Origin of the sequence: Bacillus sp. FSL W8-0223 (genome assembly GCF_038006805.1) — a bacterium.
GTDB classification, from domain to species: Bacteria; Bacillota; Bacilli; order Bacillales; family DSM-4216; genus Bacillus_O; species Bacillus_O smithii.
Genome location: NZ_JBBOVX010000001.1, coordinates 2,994,759 through 3,016,249, shown reverse-complemented (window position 1 = coordinate 3,016,249; position 21,491 = coordinate 2,994,759). Strand labels below are relative to the sequence as shown.

The window sequence follows — 21,491 nt, the reverse complement described above, 5'->3', positions numbered from 1 at the left end:
TTTGTGGGAGGGTTAGGGGTACATTTTAGGTTGTTATAAAATAGTTTTGGCAGTTTTTTAATGGATAGTAAGGTTTAGGAAAATATATCATCAGCGTCTTGTTGTCATGACTTGTGGAGTTTTTATTGATACCTGAAAAAACAGGTCACTGGAACGTCAGGAAGCTAAAGAAAAAAACTATGAGAATGTCTATTTCATCAAAAGTTGGTTGAACGATTAGATCTGTATGTGTCGTCGATCTCCAGTAGCGTCAAAAACCCTTGGGATCGACGACATATTGTTTTTATAAATATCCTTGATGGGTCGGACTTTTTCAACAGGAAAAAATTTTTGTTTGAAAAGAAGGATTTATGATCTCAATGAAGAATACTGCAATATCAGCTTTTTTGGGGTTTAGATCTTACCTATGAGGAATTGAAACTTAATATAGCTATCTGGATTGCAGACACGATCAGCTTCGTTTTGATCTTACCTATAAGGAATTGGAAACTTCGAGGATTCGGGGAAATTACAGATATGTTTGATTCGTTTTTATTTTAACTATGGGGAATAGAAACGCATAATTTATATGTTGATTATTTTCTTGTTGTTTCTTAATTTGTATAGGGAAATTGGGATTAGTATTTGAAGTAAGGTATTGGAAAGTCTCTTATGATTGATTGGATTTTAGGAACACCTGAAAGGGGGGGCATCCACGATTGGAAAATTTAATAACTCAACTTTCGCAGTGAAAAATTTATGAATAATCCTTGATTTGATAGGTTTCTTTGGGTATCTCATATTCACTTGACACTGAAAAAATTCGTCTAAAAAACAAAAAGACACCTCTTTCTTTTGGTAAACTATTGGTGACCAAACCAAAAACCAAAGAAAGAAAGGTGTCACCATTATGATAACGAAAAAAGAGTATTTTGCGCAATTACCAAAAGAAATAAAAGACGGATTTTCTGAATTACAAATTGGTAATCATTTAAGAAAAGCAGGAATTATCAAGGCTTGTGGTTATTCTTGTTTATCGATTTTTCAACTATTATTTCTTCTTGTTTTTCAATACAGAAACTGGTACCACGCCTTACAAAGCAAAAAGGCTGCCGATTTACCAGGAAAAGATACCATTTATCGTTTTTTGAACTCGTCTACGTATAACTGGAGAACCTTTTTACTATCTCTGAGCTCCGAAGTGATTCGTCGTGTGAAACAAACGATTTCGAAGCGCCGTGTTACCGTGTTTATTGTAGACGATTCGATTTATTCTCGTAACCGTAGTAAATCGGTTGAGCTTCTAGCTAAAGTATTCGATCATTCCACTCGTCAGTTTGTCAATGGTTTTCAACTATTAACGCTCGGATGGTCCGATGGCTTTACATTTGTACCTATCGATTTCGCTCTTTTGAGTTCAGCGAACCAAAAGAATCGCTTGAACGAAATCCATTCGTCCATTGATAAACGAACCACAGGCTACAAACGACGGCTCGAGGCATTGGAAGCAAAACCAAACATGGTGTTGAAATTAGTAGAACATGCATTGGATAAAGGAATTTTCGCTGATTATGTGCTCATGGATACATGGTTTACTCATGCCCCGTTGGTGGAGAAGATTCACTCCAAAGGCCTTTTTGTCATTGGTATGGTCAAACAGCTGAAACAACGGTATCTTTTCAACGGAGAACGTTTAACCTTGGAACAACTGTATCGAAAAGCGAAACGAGACATTGGCAAAAAAGAAACACTCGGCTCGATTCACGCAACCCTTCATACGGGTTTACCAGTGAAAATCGTGTTTGTGCGGAATCGAAACAACCAAAGTGAATGGCTAGCCATTTTGAGTACAGATACCACGCTGTCTAATGAAGAAATCGTTCGAATCTATGGGATGCGTTGGGACATTGAAACCTTTTTTAAATTCAGTAAATCGTTTTTACATTTAGCCAAAGAGTTTCAAGGTCGTTCCTATGACATGATGATTAGCCATACTACCATTGTCTTCACTCGGTATATCTTGATTGCTTGGCAACTTCGGAAAGAAGAGGATCCGAAGACCATGGGCAACTTATTCTTGTTTCTATGTGACGAAGTAAAGGAGATGGACTTTAAAACGGCTTTACTACAATTGATTTCTCTTTTCCAAACTTTGGCTGAAGCTAAGGTTTATTTGAGTATGGACATTTTTCAGTGTCAACTGTCCAATTGGATTACTTCTTTACCTCGTTATATCAAGGACTGTCTCCATATTTCTGTGTGCGAAAGTTGAGTTAATAACTTTTTTGCAAGAAAATGAAGTTCAATTTGAAATTATGTATCACGAAAATCCAATCCGTACAGCACAGGAAGGCGCTGCATATTTTGGAATTGAAATAGGTCAAACAGCACCAACATTGATTCTTAAGTATGAAAAAGGTTATTTTGCGATGATTATTTCTGGAGGTCGTCGGCGTGTAAATTTAGAAGAAGTCTCAGAAATTCTGGGATGTAATCAACTAAAATTGGCAAAACCAAAAGAAATCAAGCAAATAACTGGATACACTGTTGGCAGTGTTCCTTTAGTAGGCCTTTCAATGCCTTGTATTTTAGATAGAAATATTTTTCGTTACCCATTTATTTATGGCGGAACAGGAGAACCAACTTCGACACTGAAAATTACTCCAAACGCTTTGGAAAAGCTGAATCAAGTTGTTGCTTTATTGGATTAAATTTAGTTTAAGTAAATCACCCGGTTTCAACGCAATATTTTTGGGGGTTAGATCTTACCTATAAGGAATTGAAACATCACATACATGGTAGGGAGAATACCAGCTACAATTAGTTTAGATCTTTCATATAAGGAATTGAAACAACTTTCACAATTAGCTTTTGCTTGGGTTTTACGTCAATCGAACGTGGCGAGCGCATTAATTGAAGCAAGCAAACCAGAGCAAGTAGAGGAAAACGTAAAAGCTGTGGATGTTCAACTTTCTGATGAAGTCATTGAAAAAATTGAAGAGATTCTTGCATAAGGATCACATTGGATGAGGCGAGCAACGGTTTTGTTTCGGTGTACGTTCGGTACAGAAGGCAAACTCTGAGGTTTGTTATTTGTACCGGATAACGAAGACGCCATTCTTTTAGATTGTCGAAAAGTTGTAGCTTAAAAGATAAGGAGATTTTATTCTCTCCTTAATTCATTAAAAGGCCCATTCATGACCGGTTCACCTCCGGCTGCCTATTTCACCCCTGTTCGTACCTCCTCATTTATTTATTTGATAAAGAACGTCTTTCGTGTGATTCTTGGAAGGATTCGCTTCTCGATCATTCAATTACCATAGAATATTTTCGCTAAATTCATCATGGAGAGATAATTTATAAAACACCCTTTCCGTTTTTCTTATCAAGGCTGCATGTTTACTTCTTTCCGCATTACCGATCGTTCCCATAAACCAAAAACAAAAATCAGATTTTTGTACCATTATGGATTTCAGGCTTGTCTTCTTTCTGTTCATTATAGGCGTCATAATGGTATATAAATTGACATTATAGATAAAGAAAAATGATTATTCTTATTTTGTTTGTCAGAAAATATGTCTGAATAGAAATCTTTTTGCCAAGATAAATCGCTTTTTAACAGATCTTAACGTTTAACCGGTTTTTTTGTGTAATATAATATAACACAAAAGATTGACTAATTAAACGCAAACAAATTAAAATGAATTTAAGTTTAGAAAATTAAGAAAATAATTCAGAGAAGGTTTTCCGTATATTCTCATGGTGTAAATAAGTAATAAAATAGTGGAGTTATAAAACTGACATTCTAATTAATAAAACTGCTTAGCCAATAGAGGACACCATCATTTTAGAATGTTCAAGAGGGGATGAGCGACATGTTCTCGCTTTCTGACAAAAAGATTAAACCTATCGTTTCCGTTTCAATCGATAATCATGTAGAAGATTGGTTCGACATCATTAGAAACTGTCAAGAACCGTTCCTTTTTCTAAAAAAGAAGAATCAATTATTTGCTTATATATATGTTAACGACTTTTTGTTGGACGGGGGACATAATGAGGTCATCACAACAGATGCCATGCTATCTCGTGCCGTCTTGCTAACCAGTGTGTGCAAATTGAGTCAAACCATTTCACTGCCCGTACTCTTCCAAATTATCGGCGAATCCATCGCGCTTGTACAAAACGACAAAGGTGAACCGATTGGCTATATCAGAAGAGAAGATGTTTTAGCGGAATTATTTAAACAAGAAACGAAAAGCGTTGATTTGCTAAAGGTCATCTTGACATCCATTCCAAGAGGGATATTTATTGTTGATCGTGAAAAAAGAATCGTCAATTATAATGAGTCGGCATTAAAGATGATTCGGGCAACTCCGGATAAAGTGCTCAATGTACCAGCAGAGAATATTTTCAACGGAAAACATATCGAAAACGTTTTTGCTACAGGTGAAACTGTGTTAAACCAGTTGCACATTTCAGAGGAGATGAGCGTGCTGGTTGACTACAGTCCGATTATTCATTTTAACAATGAAGTAGACGGAATGGTCATTATTGTTCAAGATTTGCCGATGGTTGAGGAAATGGCCATGGAAATTGAAGACATCAAAAATTTGAATAAAGATTTAAATGCCATTTTGTCCACCATTTATGACGAGATACTTGTTGTCAATCATAAAGGAGAACTCATTCGCTACAGCGATAATGTCATTTCGGAATTTTGGAATGTGGATCTAAAAGAACTTTTAGGTAAAAGTCTATTGGAGTTGGAAAATACAGGTTTGTTCAGCCCGTCGGTAACCAGGCTTGTAATGGAACAAAAGAAAAAAGTATCGGTTGTTCAAGAGACAAAGAACGGAAAGAAAATACTTGCGGTTGGCAACCCGGTTTTCAATGATGACGGGGAAATTTCCAGGATTATCATTGCTTCAAGGGATATTACGGAAACCACTAGACTTAAATCAGAATTACGCGAGATGAAAAAAATATCAGACCAATACAAACGAGAATTGGACAGCATCAAAAGCAAAGATCGATTTTTCAAAAAATTGATTTATTGCAGTCCGAAAATGGAAAAAATTATGAACCATGTAAAAAAGGTCGCTCATTTTTCATCGACCGTGTTGATATACGGAGAGTCAGGAGTAGGAAAAGAAGTCATTGCGCAGGCGATTCATCAGTTAGGAAGCCGTTCGGACAAGCCATTTTTAAAACTGAATTGCGGTGCAATCCCTGAAAACTTGCTTGAAAGCGAATTATTTGGATATACAAAAGGATCATTTACAGGGGCCGATAAAAATGGCAAAAAAGGGTATTTTGTACAAGCCGATGGAGGAATCTTGTTTTTAGATGAAATCGGTGAACTGCCGATGCACCTGCAAGTGAAATTATTGAGAGTTCTTCAGGAGCAAGAGGTCGTCCCGATTGGAAGCACTGCTCCGATCAAAATCAATGTGCAAATTGTCGCAGCTACAAATAAGCGGTTGGAAAAAATGGTTGAAGAAGGGACGTTTCGAGAGGATTTGTTTTATCGTTTAAATGTCATTCCGATTCACGTACCTCCGCTGCGTGAAAGACCTGAAGACATCCCGTTACTGGCATTTCACTTTTTGCAGCAATTAAATGAAAGATATCATAAAAACTATCATTTGACACCTGATGCGCTAAATTTGTTAGAAGCGTATTCATGGCCCGGAAATATACGGGAATTACAAAATATGATTGAACGGTTGGTTGTTTCCGCCGATGACGAAACGATCAATGCTCAATTTGTCAGCAAGTTTTTATCGCTTGGCAATGAATTCAACAAATCAAAGCTGATCATTTCTAAGGTTCTCCCACTTCAAGAGGCTCTGGATTATGTTGAAGAACAGCTAATATTATTGGCAATGAAACAATATAAAACGACGACGAGAGCTGCCAAAGCGCTTGGCATCAGTCAATCTTCCGTTAGCCGTAAATATCAGAAATTTATTAATAAAAAGAAAATGAAAAACGAAAGTATAGCATGGTATTAATCTTCCAAAAGAAGAAGGTTGCGACAAGTTGTTCAAATTTAGAAAAAAGCTAGTCACTTATGATTGAACAGCAGTTTTTAAGCGAAAGGAAGCAAAAATCATGCAAGTGTTGTGAAGTTATGCATTTTTGCATAACTTTTTCATTCAAAAACATTTCTGCGATAGAAATGCATATGTCCGTAGTGTGAAATCAAAAATTTTTCACAAGTATTGGGCGGTTAACTTTGATAAAAAGGTTCGCATCATACAAGTAAGTTTCATATGAAATTAGGAATCTCAATGCTTGGCATGGAAATTGCATAAATTTTGGTATAACTACAATTAATGGAGGAATGAAAACAGATGCAATATCCACTTACACCGGATGTAAAACCTGAGTTTTGCTCGACGGGCTCGTTTATGCGGTTACCCGCTTATCGTGAGAATGCGAAGCTCGCTATTTTAGGAATGCCGTTTGATACGGCTGCATCCTTCCGTGTTGGAGCAAGGTTTGCTCCTCAGGCAATTCGCCAAGCATCCATGACATTGTTTCCTTACCATCCCATCCATAAAGTATATCCTTTCGAAGATACGAACGGCATTGATATTGGTGATGTACCGGTGATTCAACAAAATATTCATAAAAGTTATGAACTCATGGAAAATGCCGTATTAGATCTTATGAAAAAGGGAATCGTTCCGATTGGATTGGGAGGAGATCATTCCATTACTCTCGCAAATTTGCGTGGAGCGGCTAAAATACATGGACCTGTTGCCTTGATACATTTTGATTCTCACACAGATACATGGGATACGTATTATGAAGAGAAATATTGGCATGGCTCGCCGTTTATGCGTGCACATGAAGAGGGACTACTAATACCGGATAAAGTATTTCAAATTGGCATTCGCGGCACACTGAATCATCCAGGAGACATAGGTGCCAGCCTTGAACTTGGATACAACGTGATTACAACCCAGGAGTTGGCTAAACGCGGTGTAAACGATCTCGTTCAAGAGATGAAAGAGACCATCGGGGATACTCCTTGTTTTTTAAGCTTTGATATTGACTTTGTGGATCCTTCGTTTGCGCCGGGAACGGGGACACTCGAAGTAGGTGGTTTTAGCAGCCGTGAGACCCTTGAAATCGTTCGTTCACTTACAGATTTTAACTATGTAGGATTTGATCTCGTAGAATTAATTCCTGCGTACGATCCAACCCAAATCACTGCACTTTTAGCAGCAACGCTTGTACATGATTTTGCAAGTATTGTAGCTTTAAAAGAAAAACGCAAGGCTCAAAATTAACATCAAAAAAGAAGTGCAGGAACGGTTTTCTTCCTCCTATTCCAGATGAATCCATACAATTCCTTAAACATCCTTAAACAATAATCCGCATTATAAATGGTCGGTGTAAAACGGGGTAGTAAGGTACTCCGTTTTTTTATGTTCATTTGATTAAGTATTAAAAGCTGAATAAAGTATGCAGAAATAAATGATTGGAATCAAAAAAAGCTATTCATTTTTTCAGATCTTTTTCACGTAAGGCAGTATGGAGCAATGAATGAATTTTTAATTGTTGGCACGAATATTGCATGATATCTTATGTAATCGGAATTTTCAGAATAAAAAGGTATTCTTTATTAACAGGTTGTTTGTATCGAAACATTGTCGCTAGCCATTTATTTTGAAAACAATAAGGGAGGAATGATACATGGAGAATGATGCACGGTTAAAGCGTACTTTAAAGTTGTGGCAAGTTGTAATGATGGGGTTGGCGTATATGACCCCAATGGTTGTATTTGATACATTTGGTATCGTATCCGGTATAACGGACGGACATGTCCCCACGGCATATATAGTAGCTTTGGCTGTAATGTTATTTACAGCGGCGAGCTACGGAAAGCTGGTGAAAGTTTTTCCCCAAGCAGGGTCAGCTTATACGTATACACAAAAAACGATTAGTCCTCATATTGGTTTTCTTGTCGGATGGTCTTCCTTGCTCGACTACCTATTCTTGCCGATGGTGAACGCATTATTGGCCAAGATTTACCTTTCCGCTCTATTTCCTGAGGTACCGTCTTGGATTTTGGTTGTCGGTTTTGTTGGAATTGTAACTTTTCTTAACTTACGGAGTGTAAATGTGCTGGCTAATTTCAATACGATATTAGTAATGATTCAAATTGCGATCATGATCGTATTTATCATATTGGTGATCAAAGGGCTTCATCAAGGGGAAGGTGCTGGAAAAGTATTAGCCATACAGCCATTTTTTACTGAAGATATGAAATTCACAGCATTGGTAGAAGGAGCGACTGTCCTTTGTTTTTCATTTTTAGGATTTGACGCGGTGACAACACTTTCGGAAGAAACACAAAATGCCTCCAAAACGATCCCGCGTGCCATCTTCCTTACTGCTTTGATCGGAGGGATCATATTTATAACAACATCGTTCTTTATCCAATTGTTTTTTCCTGATATTTCACGGTTCAAACATCCCGGACAAGCGTTGCCGGAAATTGCTCTATATGTCGGCGGAAAACTCTTTCAGTCTGTTTTTTTAGTCATAACATTTGTCAATACCCTTGCCTCAGGCCTCGCCTCCCACGCCAGCGTTTCCCGTCTTTTGTATGTAATGGGCAGAGACAATGTGTTTCCGTCTAAATGGTTTGGATATATCCATCCGCGTTGGAAAACACCTGCTTTTAACGTTGTATTAGTGGGAATTATTTCCTTGTCAGCTATTTTCTTTGACTTGGTGACAGCGACTTCTCTTATTAATTTTGGAGCATTAATCGCTTTTACGTTCGTTAACTTAAGTGTGATCAGTCATTTTGTTATCCGTGAAAAGAAACATAACACACTTAAAGGTTTTATGACTTATCTTGTTTCACCCTTGATAGGAGCAGCGTCGGTTGCCGTCTTATGGGTAAATTTAGAATCAAGTTCGTTCATTATGGGTCTGGTTTGGGCCGCCATTGGATTCTGCTATCTACTATACATCACAAAATTTTTCCGTTCAGCACCACCTCAAATGGAAATGGACGAATTGCAAATGTGACGACAGATACCAAGTACCCGGTATCTGTTTTATGGTTGGGCCTGCGAAAGTATGCACACGTTGCTAATCCTATGCAAAATTGCATAATTTCATGAATTGTATTTAATTGGAATACTCTTTTACACGTATAACGGTCGTCTGGCTATTGTTGGCATAAGTTTTGCATACATTTAAGACGAGGAGGAATGATGATGCTTGATTTAAAAATGTATATCAATGGAGAGTGGAGAGATTCGCGGAATAAGCAAAAGAGAAAAATCATAAATCCGGCAAATGGTGAAATTTTTGCCGAGGCAGCCGAAGGGACAGTGGAAGACACTAAAGAAGCAATCAAGGTGGCGAAAGAAACTTTTGAAAGCGGCATTTGGTCTGAAATGCCTGCATCTGAACGAGCATCCTATTTATTTAAGATCGCGGATAAAATTGATGAGTATTCCGATGAGCTTGTCCATCTTGAAACAACGGACAATGGTAAAACGCTTCGAGAAGCACGTTTTGACGTGGGGGATGCAGCAGCTTGCTTCCGTTACTATGCAGGGTTGATCACTAAGCCGGACGGACAAACGTATCATGTGGCAGACCCAGTGCAAGCGATGGTTGTACGTGAGCCGATCGGTGTATGCGGTTTGATTGTTCCATGGAATTATCCTCTCTTAATGAGTGTTTGGAAAATCGCTCCGGCATTAGCGGCGGGCAATACGATCGTTTTCAAACCGTCTGAAGTGACACCCGTAACTCCAACAAAGTTGTTTGAAATCTTGGAGGAAATTGAGCTGCCTAAAGGCGTTGCCAACTTGGTGTTGGGGGCAGGCCCTGTCGTTGGCAACGAAATTGCAGAAAGTCATGATGTCGACCTTGTGTCCTTCACGGGCGGCACGAAAACCGGGAAACACATCATGAAGGCAGCAGCCGGAAATGTGAAGAAAATCTCTCTGGAATTAGGCGGAAAATCGCCAAACATTATTTTTGCAGATGCGGATTTTGAAACGGCGGTTGATTATGCCTTATTTGGAATTTATTCCGGAGCAGGGCAAGTATGTTCTGCAGGTTCACGCATATTAGTTGAGGAAAGCATTTATGAAAAATTTGTTGAAAGATTTGTCGAACGAGCAAAACAAATCAACGTGGGTCCCGGGGATGATCCTGCTTCTGAAATGGGACCGCTTGTCAGCAAAGAACATATGGAAAAAGTTCTGAAATATATCGAGATTGGAAAAAAAGAAGGGGCTCGTCTCGTTTGTGGCGGAAACCGTATCACAAAGAATGGTTTAAATAAAGGGTTTTTTGTTGAGCCAACCGTATTTATCGATGTAAAACCCGATATGCGGATCGTACAGGAAGAAATTTTCGGCCCGGTTGTTGTTATTCAAAAATTCAAAGACGAGCGAGAAGCGATTCAACTTGCAAACCATACAGATTACGGACTTGCAGGAGGGGTGTTCACTGTTGACGGTGCAAAAGCATTACGGGTTATTAAAAAGCTCCGAGCAGGCATTACGTGGATCAATACGTATCACCCCACTTATAATGAAGCTCCGTGGGGCGGCTATAAACAAAGTGGAATCGGACGTGGACTCGGGACATACGGACTGGAAGAATTCCAGGAAATTAAACAAATCAACATTAATTTACAAGTTGAACCCATTGGCTGGTTTTCTAAATAAGTAAAACAAAACCTAAAAAGGGGAGATAATATGAGTCTAGAAATCGAAAACAATCAAACATTGCAGAAAGAAGTGCCTGTAAGGGAATACATTAAAAAAGTACTGGAGCTTATCGAAAAAGACGAGGTGACGGGCGAAGAAGCCAAGTGGATTACAAAACAAACAGTAGATAACTTTCGTGAACATGTTAATCCGGGATTTCTGGAATACCGCAAAACGGTTACACAAGGTGGACAGTTTGCGGCCGTTGAATGGACGGATGAAGGAAACTGTTTTAAAGATGTAAACGGGAAGAAATATATTGATTGTTTAGGAGGATTTGGGATTTACAATGTTGGACACCGAAATCCGAAAGTGATCAAAGCGGTTACCGATCAACTAAAGCGTCAAGCTCTTCACAGTCAGGATTTACTTGATCCGCTTCGCGCGGTGCTTGCGAAAATCTTAGCTGACATAACGCCCGGAGACTTAAAATACTCATTTTTTACAAACAGCGGAACAGAAAGTGTAGAGGCTGCGTTAAAACTTGCAAAAATGTATAGTGAGCGCTCGACTTTTATATCAACAACGCGGGCGTTCCATGGAAAGAGTCTTGGTTCATTGTCAGGTACCGCCAAAGGCGTGTTTCGAAAGCCATTTTTACCATTAATCCCGGGATTCCGTCATGTGCCGTTTGGCGATATTGACATGATGAGAAAAACATTTGAAACTTGTCACTTAGTAGGAGAAGACGTAGCAGCCGTCATTTTAGAACCGATTCAAGGGGAAGGAGGGATCATTCTTCCTCCTGAAGGCTACTTAAAACAAGTAAGAGAACTATGTGATCAATACGGTGCATTGCTCATTTTCGATGAAGTACAAACAGGAATGGGACGCACCGGGAAAATGTTTGCTGCTGAATTATATGATGTTGTACCGGACATTCTTTGCCTTGCAAAAGCTTTTGGCGGCGGGGTTATGCCGGCAGGAGCAGTTGTGGCTAAAGAAAAAGTATTCAAAAGCTGGTTTCCAAATCCGTTTATGCATACAACTACATTTGGCGGGAATCCGCTTGCATGTGCGGCGGCCATTGCGACCATAGATATTTTGTTAGAAGAAAAATTACCTAAACGCGCAGCCGAAGTCGGTAAGTATTTCTTGCAAGGTCTAAAAGATGCGGCGAAAGGTCATGAAGATAAAGTTCTTGAAATTCGTGGAATCGGATTAATGATCGGTATTGAATTCCATAAAGACGAAGTCGGATATGAAGTGTCTAAAGCAATGTTCGACAAAGGCATTCTTGTGGCCGGAACCCTTGTGAATTCCAAAACCATTCGTATAGAGCCTCCTTTAACGATCAGCTATGAAGAAGTCAACGAAGTTATTAGAGTCTTTAAAGAAGTATTGCCTAATGTAAAAATTAAGTAAAGAAAGCAAGAGAGTTCTTTTCTCATGGTGAAATTATTTTATGGATTATATGCCCTATGGCAGTATATGTGAATCTTTAAAATAATCCGTGTAGGAAATGGCTGAAATGAACTGATTTTTTTACCTCTTCATCATTGATTTGATTCAAACAGAGTTTTGACAATGAGTCAGCTAAAATGGGGCATACTCAACCCCAATCCTTCTTCAACCTGCTACAGACCGACGAGTTTTTGGAACAGTAAATAGAGCGGAAAAGGCGTTGAAAATTTGCAGACAGCACATGAACTGGGTTCAAAACTAAGTGTTGGAAGGAGAATTTTCACAGGCTGACTATACAAAGGTTGAAAAAAGAATGGGAACTTTTACTAGAACCTTACGAAAGTTCGGTTATTTTTTACTCCTTCAAACTCAAAAATATCTAGAAGAAACAGGATTCAAAAAAGTATAGAACCTTTACATTGTCGTCGACCTTTTAAGAGGTAAAAAACCCTGGAGATCGACGACATTTTTCATATGTAGGAAAAACCGAGAAAATGAAAGAAAAAGAAAGAAAACTAAAGAAATTTTGATTATTCGCTCCAACTAAAAAAGTTGTTTTTAAAAAACACCGTTTGCTAAAATTCCCTTAAATTCAATCATGTTTGGGGTTTAAATCTTACCTATAAGGAATTGAAACTTCTCCCGATCATAATATTTAAGCTCGTTAATATACGTTTAAATCTTAGCTATAAGGAATCTATCATTGATATACTGGCCGGCGGGGAGTTTTGTTCGTTAATGGATGGATATAATAAATTTCGTATGCAATCGTTTTGGTTCGGTGAAACTTATGCCTTAGGTCGATTTTTGTGCCTTATTAAGTAAGCGGTTTCGCGAATCGTTAATCAATGATTGACTAGATACATGGACGGGATCAACCATTATGTTCTGAAAGTAAATGGAATAACTTTACATTAACTTAACCCCAGACTATTTGCGCGGTTAGAGAATTAGAGCCAATTTTGACAAATTTAACATTCCGTTGTTGGTGTATCATGAGTATGGGAAGAATAAAGGATTCAGAGTATATAGTATAAAAAGCGGCGTTCCTTTTTCTCGCGATAAAAACTTCAATTTTGGGGGAACATGATATGGACTATAAAACGTTAAAACCTTTTCCAAAAGATTTTTTATGGGGCGCTTCTACATCTGCCTATCAATTTGAAGGAGCATGGAATGAAGACGGCAAAGGACCGTCCGTCATTGACAAAGCTCCCCATCCGGAAGGGACAGCGGATTTCAAAGTAGCCAGCGACCATTATCATCGTTATAAGGAAGATATCGCTTTACTGGCGGAGCTTGGATTGAAAGCCTATCGTTTTTCCATCGCTTGGACTCGGATTTATCCTAATGGAACCGGGAAAGTCAACCGAAAAGGAATTGAATTTTACAATCATCTGATTAACGAACTGATCGCACATGGGATTGAGCCGATTGTGACGATGTATCACTTCGATTTGCCGTACGCTTTGGAGGAAAAAGGCGGATGGTCCAATCGAGAGACGATTGACGCTTTTGAGAGGTATGCCAGAACTTTATTCAGTGAGTTCGACGACCGTGTGAAGTATTGGCTGACGATCAATGAGCAAAACACGATGATTCTTCATGGCTCAGCCATCGGAACGACGGATCCCGGTATAGAAGATCCAAGAAAAATGCTGTACCAGCAAAATCATCATATGCTTTTGGCCCAAGCAAAAGCGATGAAGCTTTGTCATGAAATGCTCCCGAATGCAAAGATCGGGCCGGCTCCTAATATCGCTTATGTCTATCCGGCGTCTTCCAAACCGGAAAATGTGCTGGCGGCTCAAACTTTCAATTCGATCCGCAACTGGCTTTATTTGGATGCGGCGGTATTCGGACGCTACAACAGCACAGTCTGGGGATACATGGAAGAAAAAGGCTATACTCCTCATATGGAAGAGGGAGATATGGACATTTTAGCCGGTGCCAACCCGGATTTTATTGCGTTTAATTATTATAATTCGATTACGGTCAAAGCAAGCGAAGAGGAAAAAGAGGCGCACAGCACCGGAGACGAGCACATTGTTATTGGTGAACCGGGCGCTTATCAAGGGTGTTCCAATCCATACTTGACAACAACCGAATTTGGCTGGGAAGTCGATCCGATAGGTTTCAGAATTACTTTGCGCGAATTGTACGATCGCTATCATTTACCGTTGATCGTGACGGAAAACGGATTAGGAGCTTACGATAAACTGGAAGATGGCGATGTCATAAATGACGATTACCGCATAGACTACTTGGCCAAACATTTGGAACAATGTCAGTTGGCTATTACGGACGGAGTAGAATTGTTTGGCTACTCGCCTTGGTCCGCCATAGACTTGGTCAGCACTCACCAAGGAATCAACAAACGCTATGGCTTCATTTATGTCAACCGCGATGAGTTTGATTTAAAAGATTTACGCCGCATCAAAAAGAAAAGTTTTTACTGGTATCAAAATGTCATAAAGACCAATGGTGCGATCATTTCCAACAGCAAATAAACCGATCATGAAAAAGACGGAGAAGGGAACACTTTCTCCGTCTTTTTTGTTGTTTCAAAGTGAACGGTGGAAAGAACGGAAACAACGCGTGATTCTGCGTACGGGTCACGTGTGGCAGAACATATTTTTTCACCATAATAAGTTCACCAAATGGATTGGTATATATCCCAGTCAATCCTTTGATTGAAATGATATTGACATTTAGTTTATATTATCGTTTCAAAATTCCTGTAGGATTTATGTACCAATGTTTCACAAAAGAGTTATTTTTATATAAAAAATAAATTCAAATATTGGGAATAAAGGATTGAAATACTAGGTACAAAGTGCTAATTTTTATTTAAAAGTTTGAAATAGTAAAAAATGGAGGTGTCATATGCGATTTTCTGTCAGCTATCAAGTCAACAAACTTGAAAAAGCTTACCGAATGAGGGTGTACAGTTTAATCAAAGAAGCCGTGCGCACGGTAAATAAGCCCTATTACAACAAGCTTTTTTTGCAGTTCGAAAAGAGGATAAAACCATTTTCGTTTTCTACATATTTGCACAATTTTACATTGGGTGACACCACGATTACCCTTGATCGAATCACCATCACCATCAGCAGTCCTGATATGGAGTTTGCCGTTCACGCTTTTAACGGTCTTCGAAAATTAAAGGAATATTCGGTGAATGGTGAATTGTGGCGTCAATTGAACTTTCAATTATTAAAAGAACCTGTCATTACAAGTCGTAAGGTCGTCTTTCGGACATGCTCCCCTATTTTAATTGAAGATAAAAATGGAAGACCATTGGCGCCGACAGATCCTCTTTATGAAAAAGAACTAAATTATTATGCTAATTTGCAAATTTATCAATTTGCGGGAAGAGATCTTTATGAACCGATCCATATTTCGCCTATACATATGAAAAAAATGGTGATTAAAGAAAGAAATCGACATTTAGAAAAAAATTCCTTTCTTTATTTCACTACATACCGGGGATTGTTCATGTTGGAAGGAAGTCCTCAAGACTTGCAGCTGCTGTACCAATTGGGGATCGGCAAAAGAACGACCTATTTTGGTTTAGTGGAATACGAGTATGAGAAGGTGTAAGAATGGAGATCCAAGTAGATGGAGAGCAGTGGCCGATGGCTGCCGGTTGTATAGGTTTGGCTAAGCTTTATTCGGAAGAAGAATTGCCAAGAACAGCAACAGGCATTCTGTTAAAGGATGACATTCTTGACTCGCTTGCTGAAAAATTTATTCGAGGTTTGATTGATCAGTTCAGTGTTGTAAAACGTGAAGTCAAAAAAAATGATGTGGTATGCCGACCAAGCAAACAAACAACCGGAACGGGCAGAGGAGTTCGCGGCAGAAGTTCGAAAAAACATGAACAATCAATATAAAAAAATAGAAAAATATTTCTCTGATACGGAGGAATGCAAGAGATTAAAGGAATTATTGGAAAGATTAAAAGATATCAAAGAGCCCGAGGAAGCTCCCTTTATTCGAGAATACATAGAACAGTACAGAGAAATCGCTTCTACTCCGTTTATTAATGAAAAGCTAACGTTAAATTATGTAAAGGCTGTCATTTTAAATCCTTTCTATGGACAAACCTCCATTCTTCAACCGGTTTTTAATTCTAAAAGTACAGAAGATCATATTCGACAAATGGAAGCCGATTTTATTCAACCGGCAAAATTGGAGTTGATGTTCGCTGAGAAACTCGATTCGGCGGCGAACATTCAAGAGATTGTTGCTTTTCTTGAAGAACATAAAGACTATAAACCTTTTAAAAATTTGTTGAAGACAATCAAGAAGTGGGCAAATAAAGATCAGGTCATCAGCTATCTTCGCCATGAAATTTTGCCTTGTTCTTTTATAGAAGGATTGATCGCGACTCAATCTTATGAGGAAATGATTTTTTCGCCTCTAGCATTTTCGAAAAAGAAAGCAGTAAATTTCAACTGGAATTTTGATCAGAATCTGCCGGTTCCAATCAGTGCTGTAGCAAGGTTAATCCTGTTTATGGCTCCTTTTGGCATGGCGTTCTATTCAAGAAGGCTGGGAAATGGACAAGCTAGTGAAACTCTTCACTACGCGGGAATGATTCTTTCGCAAAAACATTTTGCTGAAGTGATTAAAGAAAATCATGCTTATCAAAAGCTTCGAGGAGAAGGTTTAAGTTTTGCGGAAGCCATTGTTGGTCTTTTACGAGAATCGACGGATAAAGCGAAAAAAATCAAAAACCCTTATTTGTTTCTTGAAGTGTATTCCAATTATCAAATGAAAAAAACGCTGCTGGATTGTTATCACATACCGGCCTATCTTGCCCAATATGTTGCGGAACATGGAAAATCACTGGATTTTCTTTATTACCGTGAACATAAAGATTCCTTTTTTAGAGCGGTGTTAAAAGGGATTGATCCGAAAGAAACGATTTTTGCCTATTTACGAATGGCCATTAAGAATCCTCATCATGCAAGGGGAGCTTTTTTTGCAGTACGTGAACGAAAACGAATTCTCGAGGCAAAAAAAGGAGCAGAAAATATGACGAATCATGATAAAACGATCTCTGATGTTTATGATCTCGGTCGTCATTTGCGAAAAGTATTAATGAAAGAACGTATGGATGGACAAGAGAGAAGGCGTTATCGAGCCGGCGGGAAGAAAAAGATAGACGGGATTGCCTATCGTTTGCTTAATGAAGCGAAAGCGGGGAATATAAGAGGATTTATGGAGATGATTTTCCGTGTTTATTTGGCTTCCGGGCTTGATGTACCTTCCGTTTTTATAGATTCGTTTAAAGAAGAAGGGCTGGATTTTGAAACGATTTCAAGTGCCTTTATCGCCGGCCTGATAGGACAAGAACAAACTAAGAACGAAGGAGCTGTGACAAGTGGGTAAAGCGTTATCTTTTACCGTTGTGTTTCAAGCCAATTCTTTAAATTATGGAGAAGGGGTTGCCAACATTGCGGAATTAAAGAAGATTCACAGAGGAAATGGAGACGTACTGACTTTTGCTTCACGACAAAGCATTCGTTACGATATTGTCCGTCTTGGAAACGAGTGGTTTGAATGGAATCTTCAAACGGTTGATAAGACAAAAGGAACATTGCAGTTTCGGGAAGATGTGACGATTGCCGATTCCGTTGAAATGGACTTTTTCGGTTATTTAAAAACGGGAAAAACCTCTCAAAAACGGTCGGCCGTTGTCCGGCTTTCCCATGCCGTCTCCCTTGAACCATACCGCAGCGATATGGAATTTCTCAATAATATGGGGCTTGCGGAGCGGATTCATGAAAATCCCAATCTTGCCAACATTGAACATCATGAAAGTTTTTATACTTATACGGTGACGATCGACTTAGACAGAGTAGGGATCGATGGGGATGTAGAGTTGAGTAAAGAAACTCGTTCCAATCGAGTAGAGCAGTTGCTGGAAATTATAAAATTACTAAACCGCAATATCCGTGGCCGTCAAGAAAGCTTAGCCCCTCTTTTTATCATAGGCGGCTTGTATCCGGTTGCTAATCCATTTTTCTTAGGAAGGATCAAATTAGAGAACGAAGCCCATCATTGGATACTGAATGTTAAAGGATTAAAGGATGTATTAGAAACAACTTTTGCCGGTCAATCCATCCGAGAGCAAACCTATATTGGATATGTTTCGGGCGTATTTGGAAATGAAACAGAGTTTAATGGTTTAGTGAACAGCAGCCAAACAGGTTCCATCGAAGACTTTTTTGCTGCCATGAAAAATGAGGTTCGATCCTACTATGGAGTGAACAATGAATGAAGGCTCTTCGTTTAGAACTATATCAGCAAACAGCTTGTTATAAGAAGCCATTTGCATTCAAAGTATCAGAAACGTATCCTCTTCCTCCCTATTCAACGGTAAAAGGAATGCTTCATGCGGTGATGGGGGCAAATTCTCTCATCCCGATGAAAATCAGCGTTCAAGGAAAATATGATTCGTTAGTGACGGATTACCAAACTCATTATTTTTTTAAGAATGATCGTACGAAGGAATTTGCTTTAATTTTTGACGGGCTGGGATTCGAATTCAATTTGGCAGATGTGACCACGATGCCGATTTATGTACATATGCTTTATGACATTGAATTACTGATTCATGTTCAAGCAGAAGATGAGGTCTTATTGGATCTTGAACGAAACATAAAAACAAACACCACTCATTTAAGCTTGGGAAGATGGGAAGATTTGGTTCGAATCGACCGTTGTGAGATTGTCGAATTGAGAGATTGCGAGGATGAGCCTGTTTTAAAATACAATGCTTATGTTCCGATGAAAATAATAACAGATGAAACTTATTATCCGTATAAGCTGAATTGGACGTATCGTATGATTCAAGGTGTAAGAGTTTGGAATAAAATTGATGTTGGATATATGCTGGCCGGAGAAGCTATTGAACAGTATGACTTATTATCGCTGGATTCATACGGGGATTTGGTTCTTTTTCCTTAAAAATCTTGTGTTTGAAGGAATCTATAGATATATTGGAATGGGATGAGCTTTTATGCGAATCTTTTCCGGGGAAACGATTCAAAAACATGACATGAGATACGGATATGTTTAGGAAATTTCAAGAAATTATGCCGTTCTTTTGTTTCGTTGTTGATAAAGCGAGATTGGCAATTGCTTGTATGGGCAGAAAAGTGATATGATGCCGGAATAGAGGATACGATTTTTCAAAATAAAATTCGAAACGTGAAAAAAACTTTCTTGATTGGGAACAGGTGCTTAAAACGTTTATCATTTGCCATCCGCTCCCGGCCATTCCTTTTTTAAAAAATTAGACCGGGATCAGGATTGATTTGATCTGAACGCAGAGGGATATAAAGTCTTATTCTACGCTTGATGTATTTTGATTGACCACAGGTTTTATCTGAACGCAGAGGGATATAAAGATAGAATAAATTTTATTTAACCAATTCATAAAAGGTTGTTTTATCTGAACGTAGAGGGATAAGGAGAATTCCGCATTCACGTATTGCGGCAGGGATGAAGCGAGTTTTATCGAATATATAGTAGGAAAGAGAGAGTTTCAAAAGCTGTATTTCTTTTGAAGTTTTAGGTTGTTGATTACGTTGGTTTATTGCATATGTCGTCGCACTTTTTGGCGATTAAGGGTTTCACCATTTTAAAGAAAAAGCTATGAAACGATGATTGTTATGGGATAGAGGCTATGATTTTTGCTTAATAATAAGGAAGATATTCCCTTTTCTTGACAAAGCGGAAAAATTTTCCTAAAATTTGTTCCAAAAGGAAATCCCTTTCAAAGATTTCACAGCGAATATTTAGTGGATGCAATGAAATGGAATTTTTTCTTAATCAATAACTAGAGAAAGATTAAAGGAACAACAAGCGGAAGTGTCTTATCGTTCTTTTATTCTGAATTTTCCGATTTGTTTACCAGCGATAAAAACATCCGCTTGGAAGAGAAAGGATTGGATAAGATGAGAAAACGGCTTCTTCTTATTTTTATAGTTGCGTTTGGGCTGGTTGCCACGGCATGTTCGGGAAATGGCAAGGAAAAAACGGAGAAGAGCGAAGCAAGCAGCACTCCCATTCCTCTCGATGTGTCCATTCGTTTGCCGAAGGCGATTCAGCCTAATCAAGAAGTGAAAGTGGAAGCGGTGGTGACGCAAGGGCGAGAGAAGGTGGATGACGCGGATGAAGTAAAGTTTGAAATTTGGAAAAAAGGACAAGCCAATCACAAAATGTTAACGGGCAAACATGAGAAAGACGGGATATATTCGATCCAGACAAGATTTGCCGAAAAAGGAGCGTATTATGTTGTATCCCATGTGACGGCAAGAGGGATGCACAATATGCCGCAGAAAGAATTTTGGGTAGGACAACCACAATAAAAAAGGCCGGCCTAAAAAGCCGGCTTTTTCCATGAGACAGTCGCCTGCGATCCCCGTTCCATGGAGTTTTGGTCAACCCAAAAAGCTGATTCGTCCGGCAGGATCACGATTCTACTTCCTTCTATAGATTGGTTCTTTACTATTAAAATCGATTTCCTCTACTATTCTTTATTTCCGTTTTCGTTTCGGGATTGAATTGTTGTTTTAGTTTTTCCAACGCACCTTTCTTCCATTTTTTCACCGCGCTTTCGGATACACTTGCTTTATGAGCGATTTCTTTTGTTGTCAATCCATCGTAAAAAGAAGCGATGACCCAAAACTTTTGTTTAGACGTGAGTGTTTTACAATACGATAGCAGGATTTCTTTTTCAAATGGTTCATCATTTGCGGGAAATTCCGAAAATCCGGCATTTGTTTCCACTAATAAAGTAGATGCCGCTTCTTCCCACTTTCTGGAATTGGATAATTCGGTCAGCATTCTTCCTTTAATGAATGAATAAGCGTAGCTGGCAAAAGCTCCTTTTTCAGGCTGGAAATTTCTTTGCGCCTCCCAAAGGGCAATCAATCCGACTTGATAAAACTCCTGTTTATTTTTATAAATGTGCAGTTTGTTTATAATGGCGTGAATCATGGGTGAATATTTTTCAGCCAACTGCTCAAACGATTCCATTTTCCTTTCCTTTCCTTTCTGAAAAGCGCGCTTTTCAAATATTCCCGGGTGCTTTCACCTTATCGGGAACTTGGCTCTTTTTCGAAAAGAGAAAAATGAAAAAATAGGAAAATAATTAAGTGAAAATCCATTTTTTCATACGTTATTCTTTTGAAATGAGCAAAAATAAATAGTTTTTGGGCTCATTTAATCGTTTTTGTTTTTCATTCAATAGTCCTTTTCTTTTTGTGCTGAACATGCCATTATAGAGAAAAAGGAAAAGAAAAATCGGAATTTTCCGGAATAAGATGC

The 21,491-nt window shown here is 38.7% G+C and carries 15 protein-coding genes and 1 pseudogene; 15 read left to right on the top strand and 1 reads right to left on the bottom strand.

From position 1 onward, the window contains the following. Positions 1–889 precede the first annotated feature (889 nt). The 15 genes and pseudogenes from NST81_RS14530 to NST81_RS14460 all read left to right on the top strand — a co-directional run bounded on the left by NST81_RS14530 (position 890) and on the right by NST81_RS14460 (position 20,530). A complete protein-coding gene (locus tag NST81_RS14530) occupies positions 890–2,251 on the top strand; it encodes an IS4 family transposase (protein WP_003353499.1) in 1,362 nt (453 codons plus the stop codon). Positions 2,252–2,294: 43 nt separating this feature from the next. After that, positions 2,295–2,690 (top strand): aminoacyl-tRNA deacylase, encoded by a 396-nt coding sequence (locus tag NST81_RS14525; protein WP_048624529.1) that lies wholly within the window; start codon positions 2,295–2,297, stop codon positions 2,688–2,690. Positions 2,691–2,834: 144 nt separating this feature from the next. Continuing rightward, positions 2,835–2,993 (top strand): annotated as a pseudogene (locus tag NST81_RS14520) (aldo/keto reductase); the annotation flags it as partial. An 861-nt stretch (positions 2,994–3,854) separates the two neighbouring features. After that, positions 3,855–5,993: a sigma 54-interacting transcriptional regulator gene (locus NST81_RS14515; RefSeq protein WP_048623980.1), complete on the top strand. Its 2,139-nt coding sequence runs from the start codon at positions 3,855–3,857 to the stop codon at positions 5,991–5,993. A gap of 342 nt (positions 5,994–6,335) precedes the next feature. Further along, positions 6,336–7,280: an agmatinase gene (gene speB, locus NST81_RS14510; RefSeq protein ID WP_048623979.1), complete on the top strand. Its 945-nt coding sequence runs from the start codon at positions 6,336–6,338 to the stop codon at positions 7,278–7,280. 406 nt (positions 7,281–7,686) lie between these two features. After that, on the top strand, positions 7,687–9,033 hold the full coding sequence (locus tag NST81_RS14505) for an APC family permease (RefSeq protein ID WP_048623978.1): 1,347 nt from the start codon (positions 7,687–7,689) through the stop codon (positions 9,031–9,033). 191 nt (positions 9,034–9,224) lie between these two features. Next, on the top strand, positions 9,225–10,697 hold the full coding sequence (locus NST81_RS14500) for an aldehyde dehydrogenase family protein (protein WP_048623977.1): 1,473 nt from the start codon (positions 9,225–9,227) through the stop codon (positions 10,695–10,697). Positions 10,698–10,727: 30 nt separating this feature from the next. Next, entirely contained in the window at positions 10,728–12,104 is a 1,377-nt protein-coding gene (locus NST81_RS14495; protein WP_048623976.1) for a putrescine aminotransferase, read from the top strand. A gap of 1,130 nt (positions 12,105–13,234) precedes the next feature. Beyond that, complete coding sequence (locus NST81_RS14490) at positions 13,235–14,653, top strand: glycoside hydrolase family 1 protein (RefSeq protein ID WP_341030115.1); 1,419 nt, start codon at positions 13,235–13,237, stop codon at positions 14,651–14,653. Positions 14,654–15,029: 376 nt separating this feature from the next. Beyond that, the gene (gene cas6 / locus NST81_RS14485; RefSeq protein ID WP_048623973.1) at positions 15,030–15,746 is read left to right on the top strand and encodes a CRISPR-associated endoribonuclease Cas6; all 717 of its coding nucleotides are present in this window, start codon (positions 15,030–15,032) and stop codon (positions 15,744–15,746) included. 2 nt (positions 15,747–15,748) lie between these two features. Next, positions 15,749–16,039: a hypothetical protein gene (locus tag NST81_RS14480; protein WP_048623972.1), complete on the top strand. Its 291-nt coding sequence runs from the start codon at positions 15,749–15,751 to the stop codon at positions 16,037–16,039. Further along, on the top strand, positions 16,023–17,543 hold the full coding sequence (locus NST81_RS14475) for a hypothetical protein (protein WP_341030114.1): 1,521 nt from the start codon (positions 16,023–16,025) through the stop codon (positions 17,541–17,543). Before NST81_RS14480 ends, NST81_RS14475 begins: the two co-directional genes overlap by 17 nt. Continuing rightward, entirely contained in the window at positions 17,536–18,435 is a 900-nt protein-coding gene (gene cas7i / locus NST81_RS14470) for a type I-B CRISPR-associated protein Cas7/Cst2/DevR (protein ID WP_341030113.1), read from the top strand. The genes NST81_RS14475 and cas7i overlap by 8 nt, the downstream gene beginning before the upstream one ends. After that, complete coding sequence (cas5b, locus tag NST81_RS14465) at positions 18,432–19,124, top strand: type I-B CRISPR-associated protein Cas5b (RefSeq protein WP_048623969.1); 693 nt, start codon at positions 18,432–18,434, stop codon at positions 19,122–19,124. The genes cas7i and cas5b overlap by 4 nt, the downstream gene beginning before the upstream one ends. A 992-nt stretch (positions 19,125–20,116) precedes the next feature. Further along, positions 20,117–20,530 (top strand): FixH family protein, encoded by a 414-nt coding sequence (locus NST81_RS14460; RefSeq protein ID WP_341030502.1) that lies wholly within the window; start codon positions 20,117–20,119, stop codon positions 20,528–20,530. Positions 20,531–20,672: 142 nt separating this feature from the next. Here NST81_RS14460 and NST81_RS14455 read toward each other — a convergent pair whose 3' ends face one another. Further along, a complete protein-coding gene (locus NST81_RS14455; RefSeq protein ID WP_048623968.1) occupies positions 20,673–21,200 on the bottom strand; it encodes a sigma-70 family RNA polymerase sigma factor in 528 nt (175 codons plus the stop codon). Positions 21,201–21,491 lie beyond the last annotated feature (291 nt).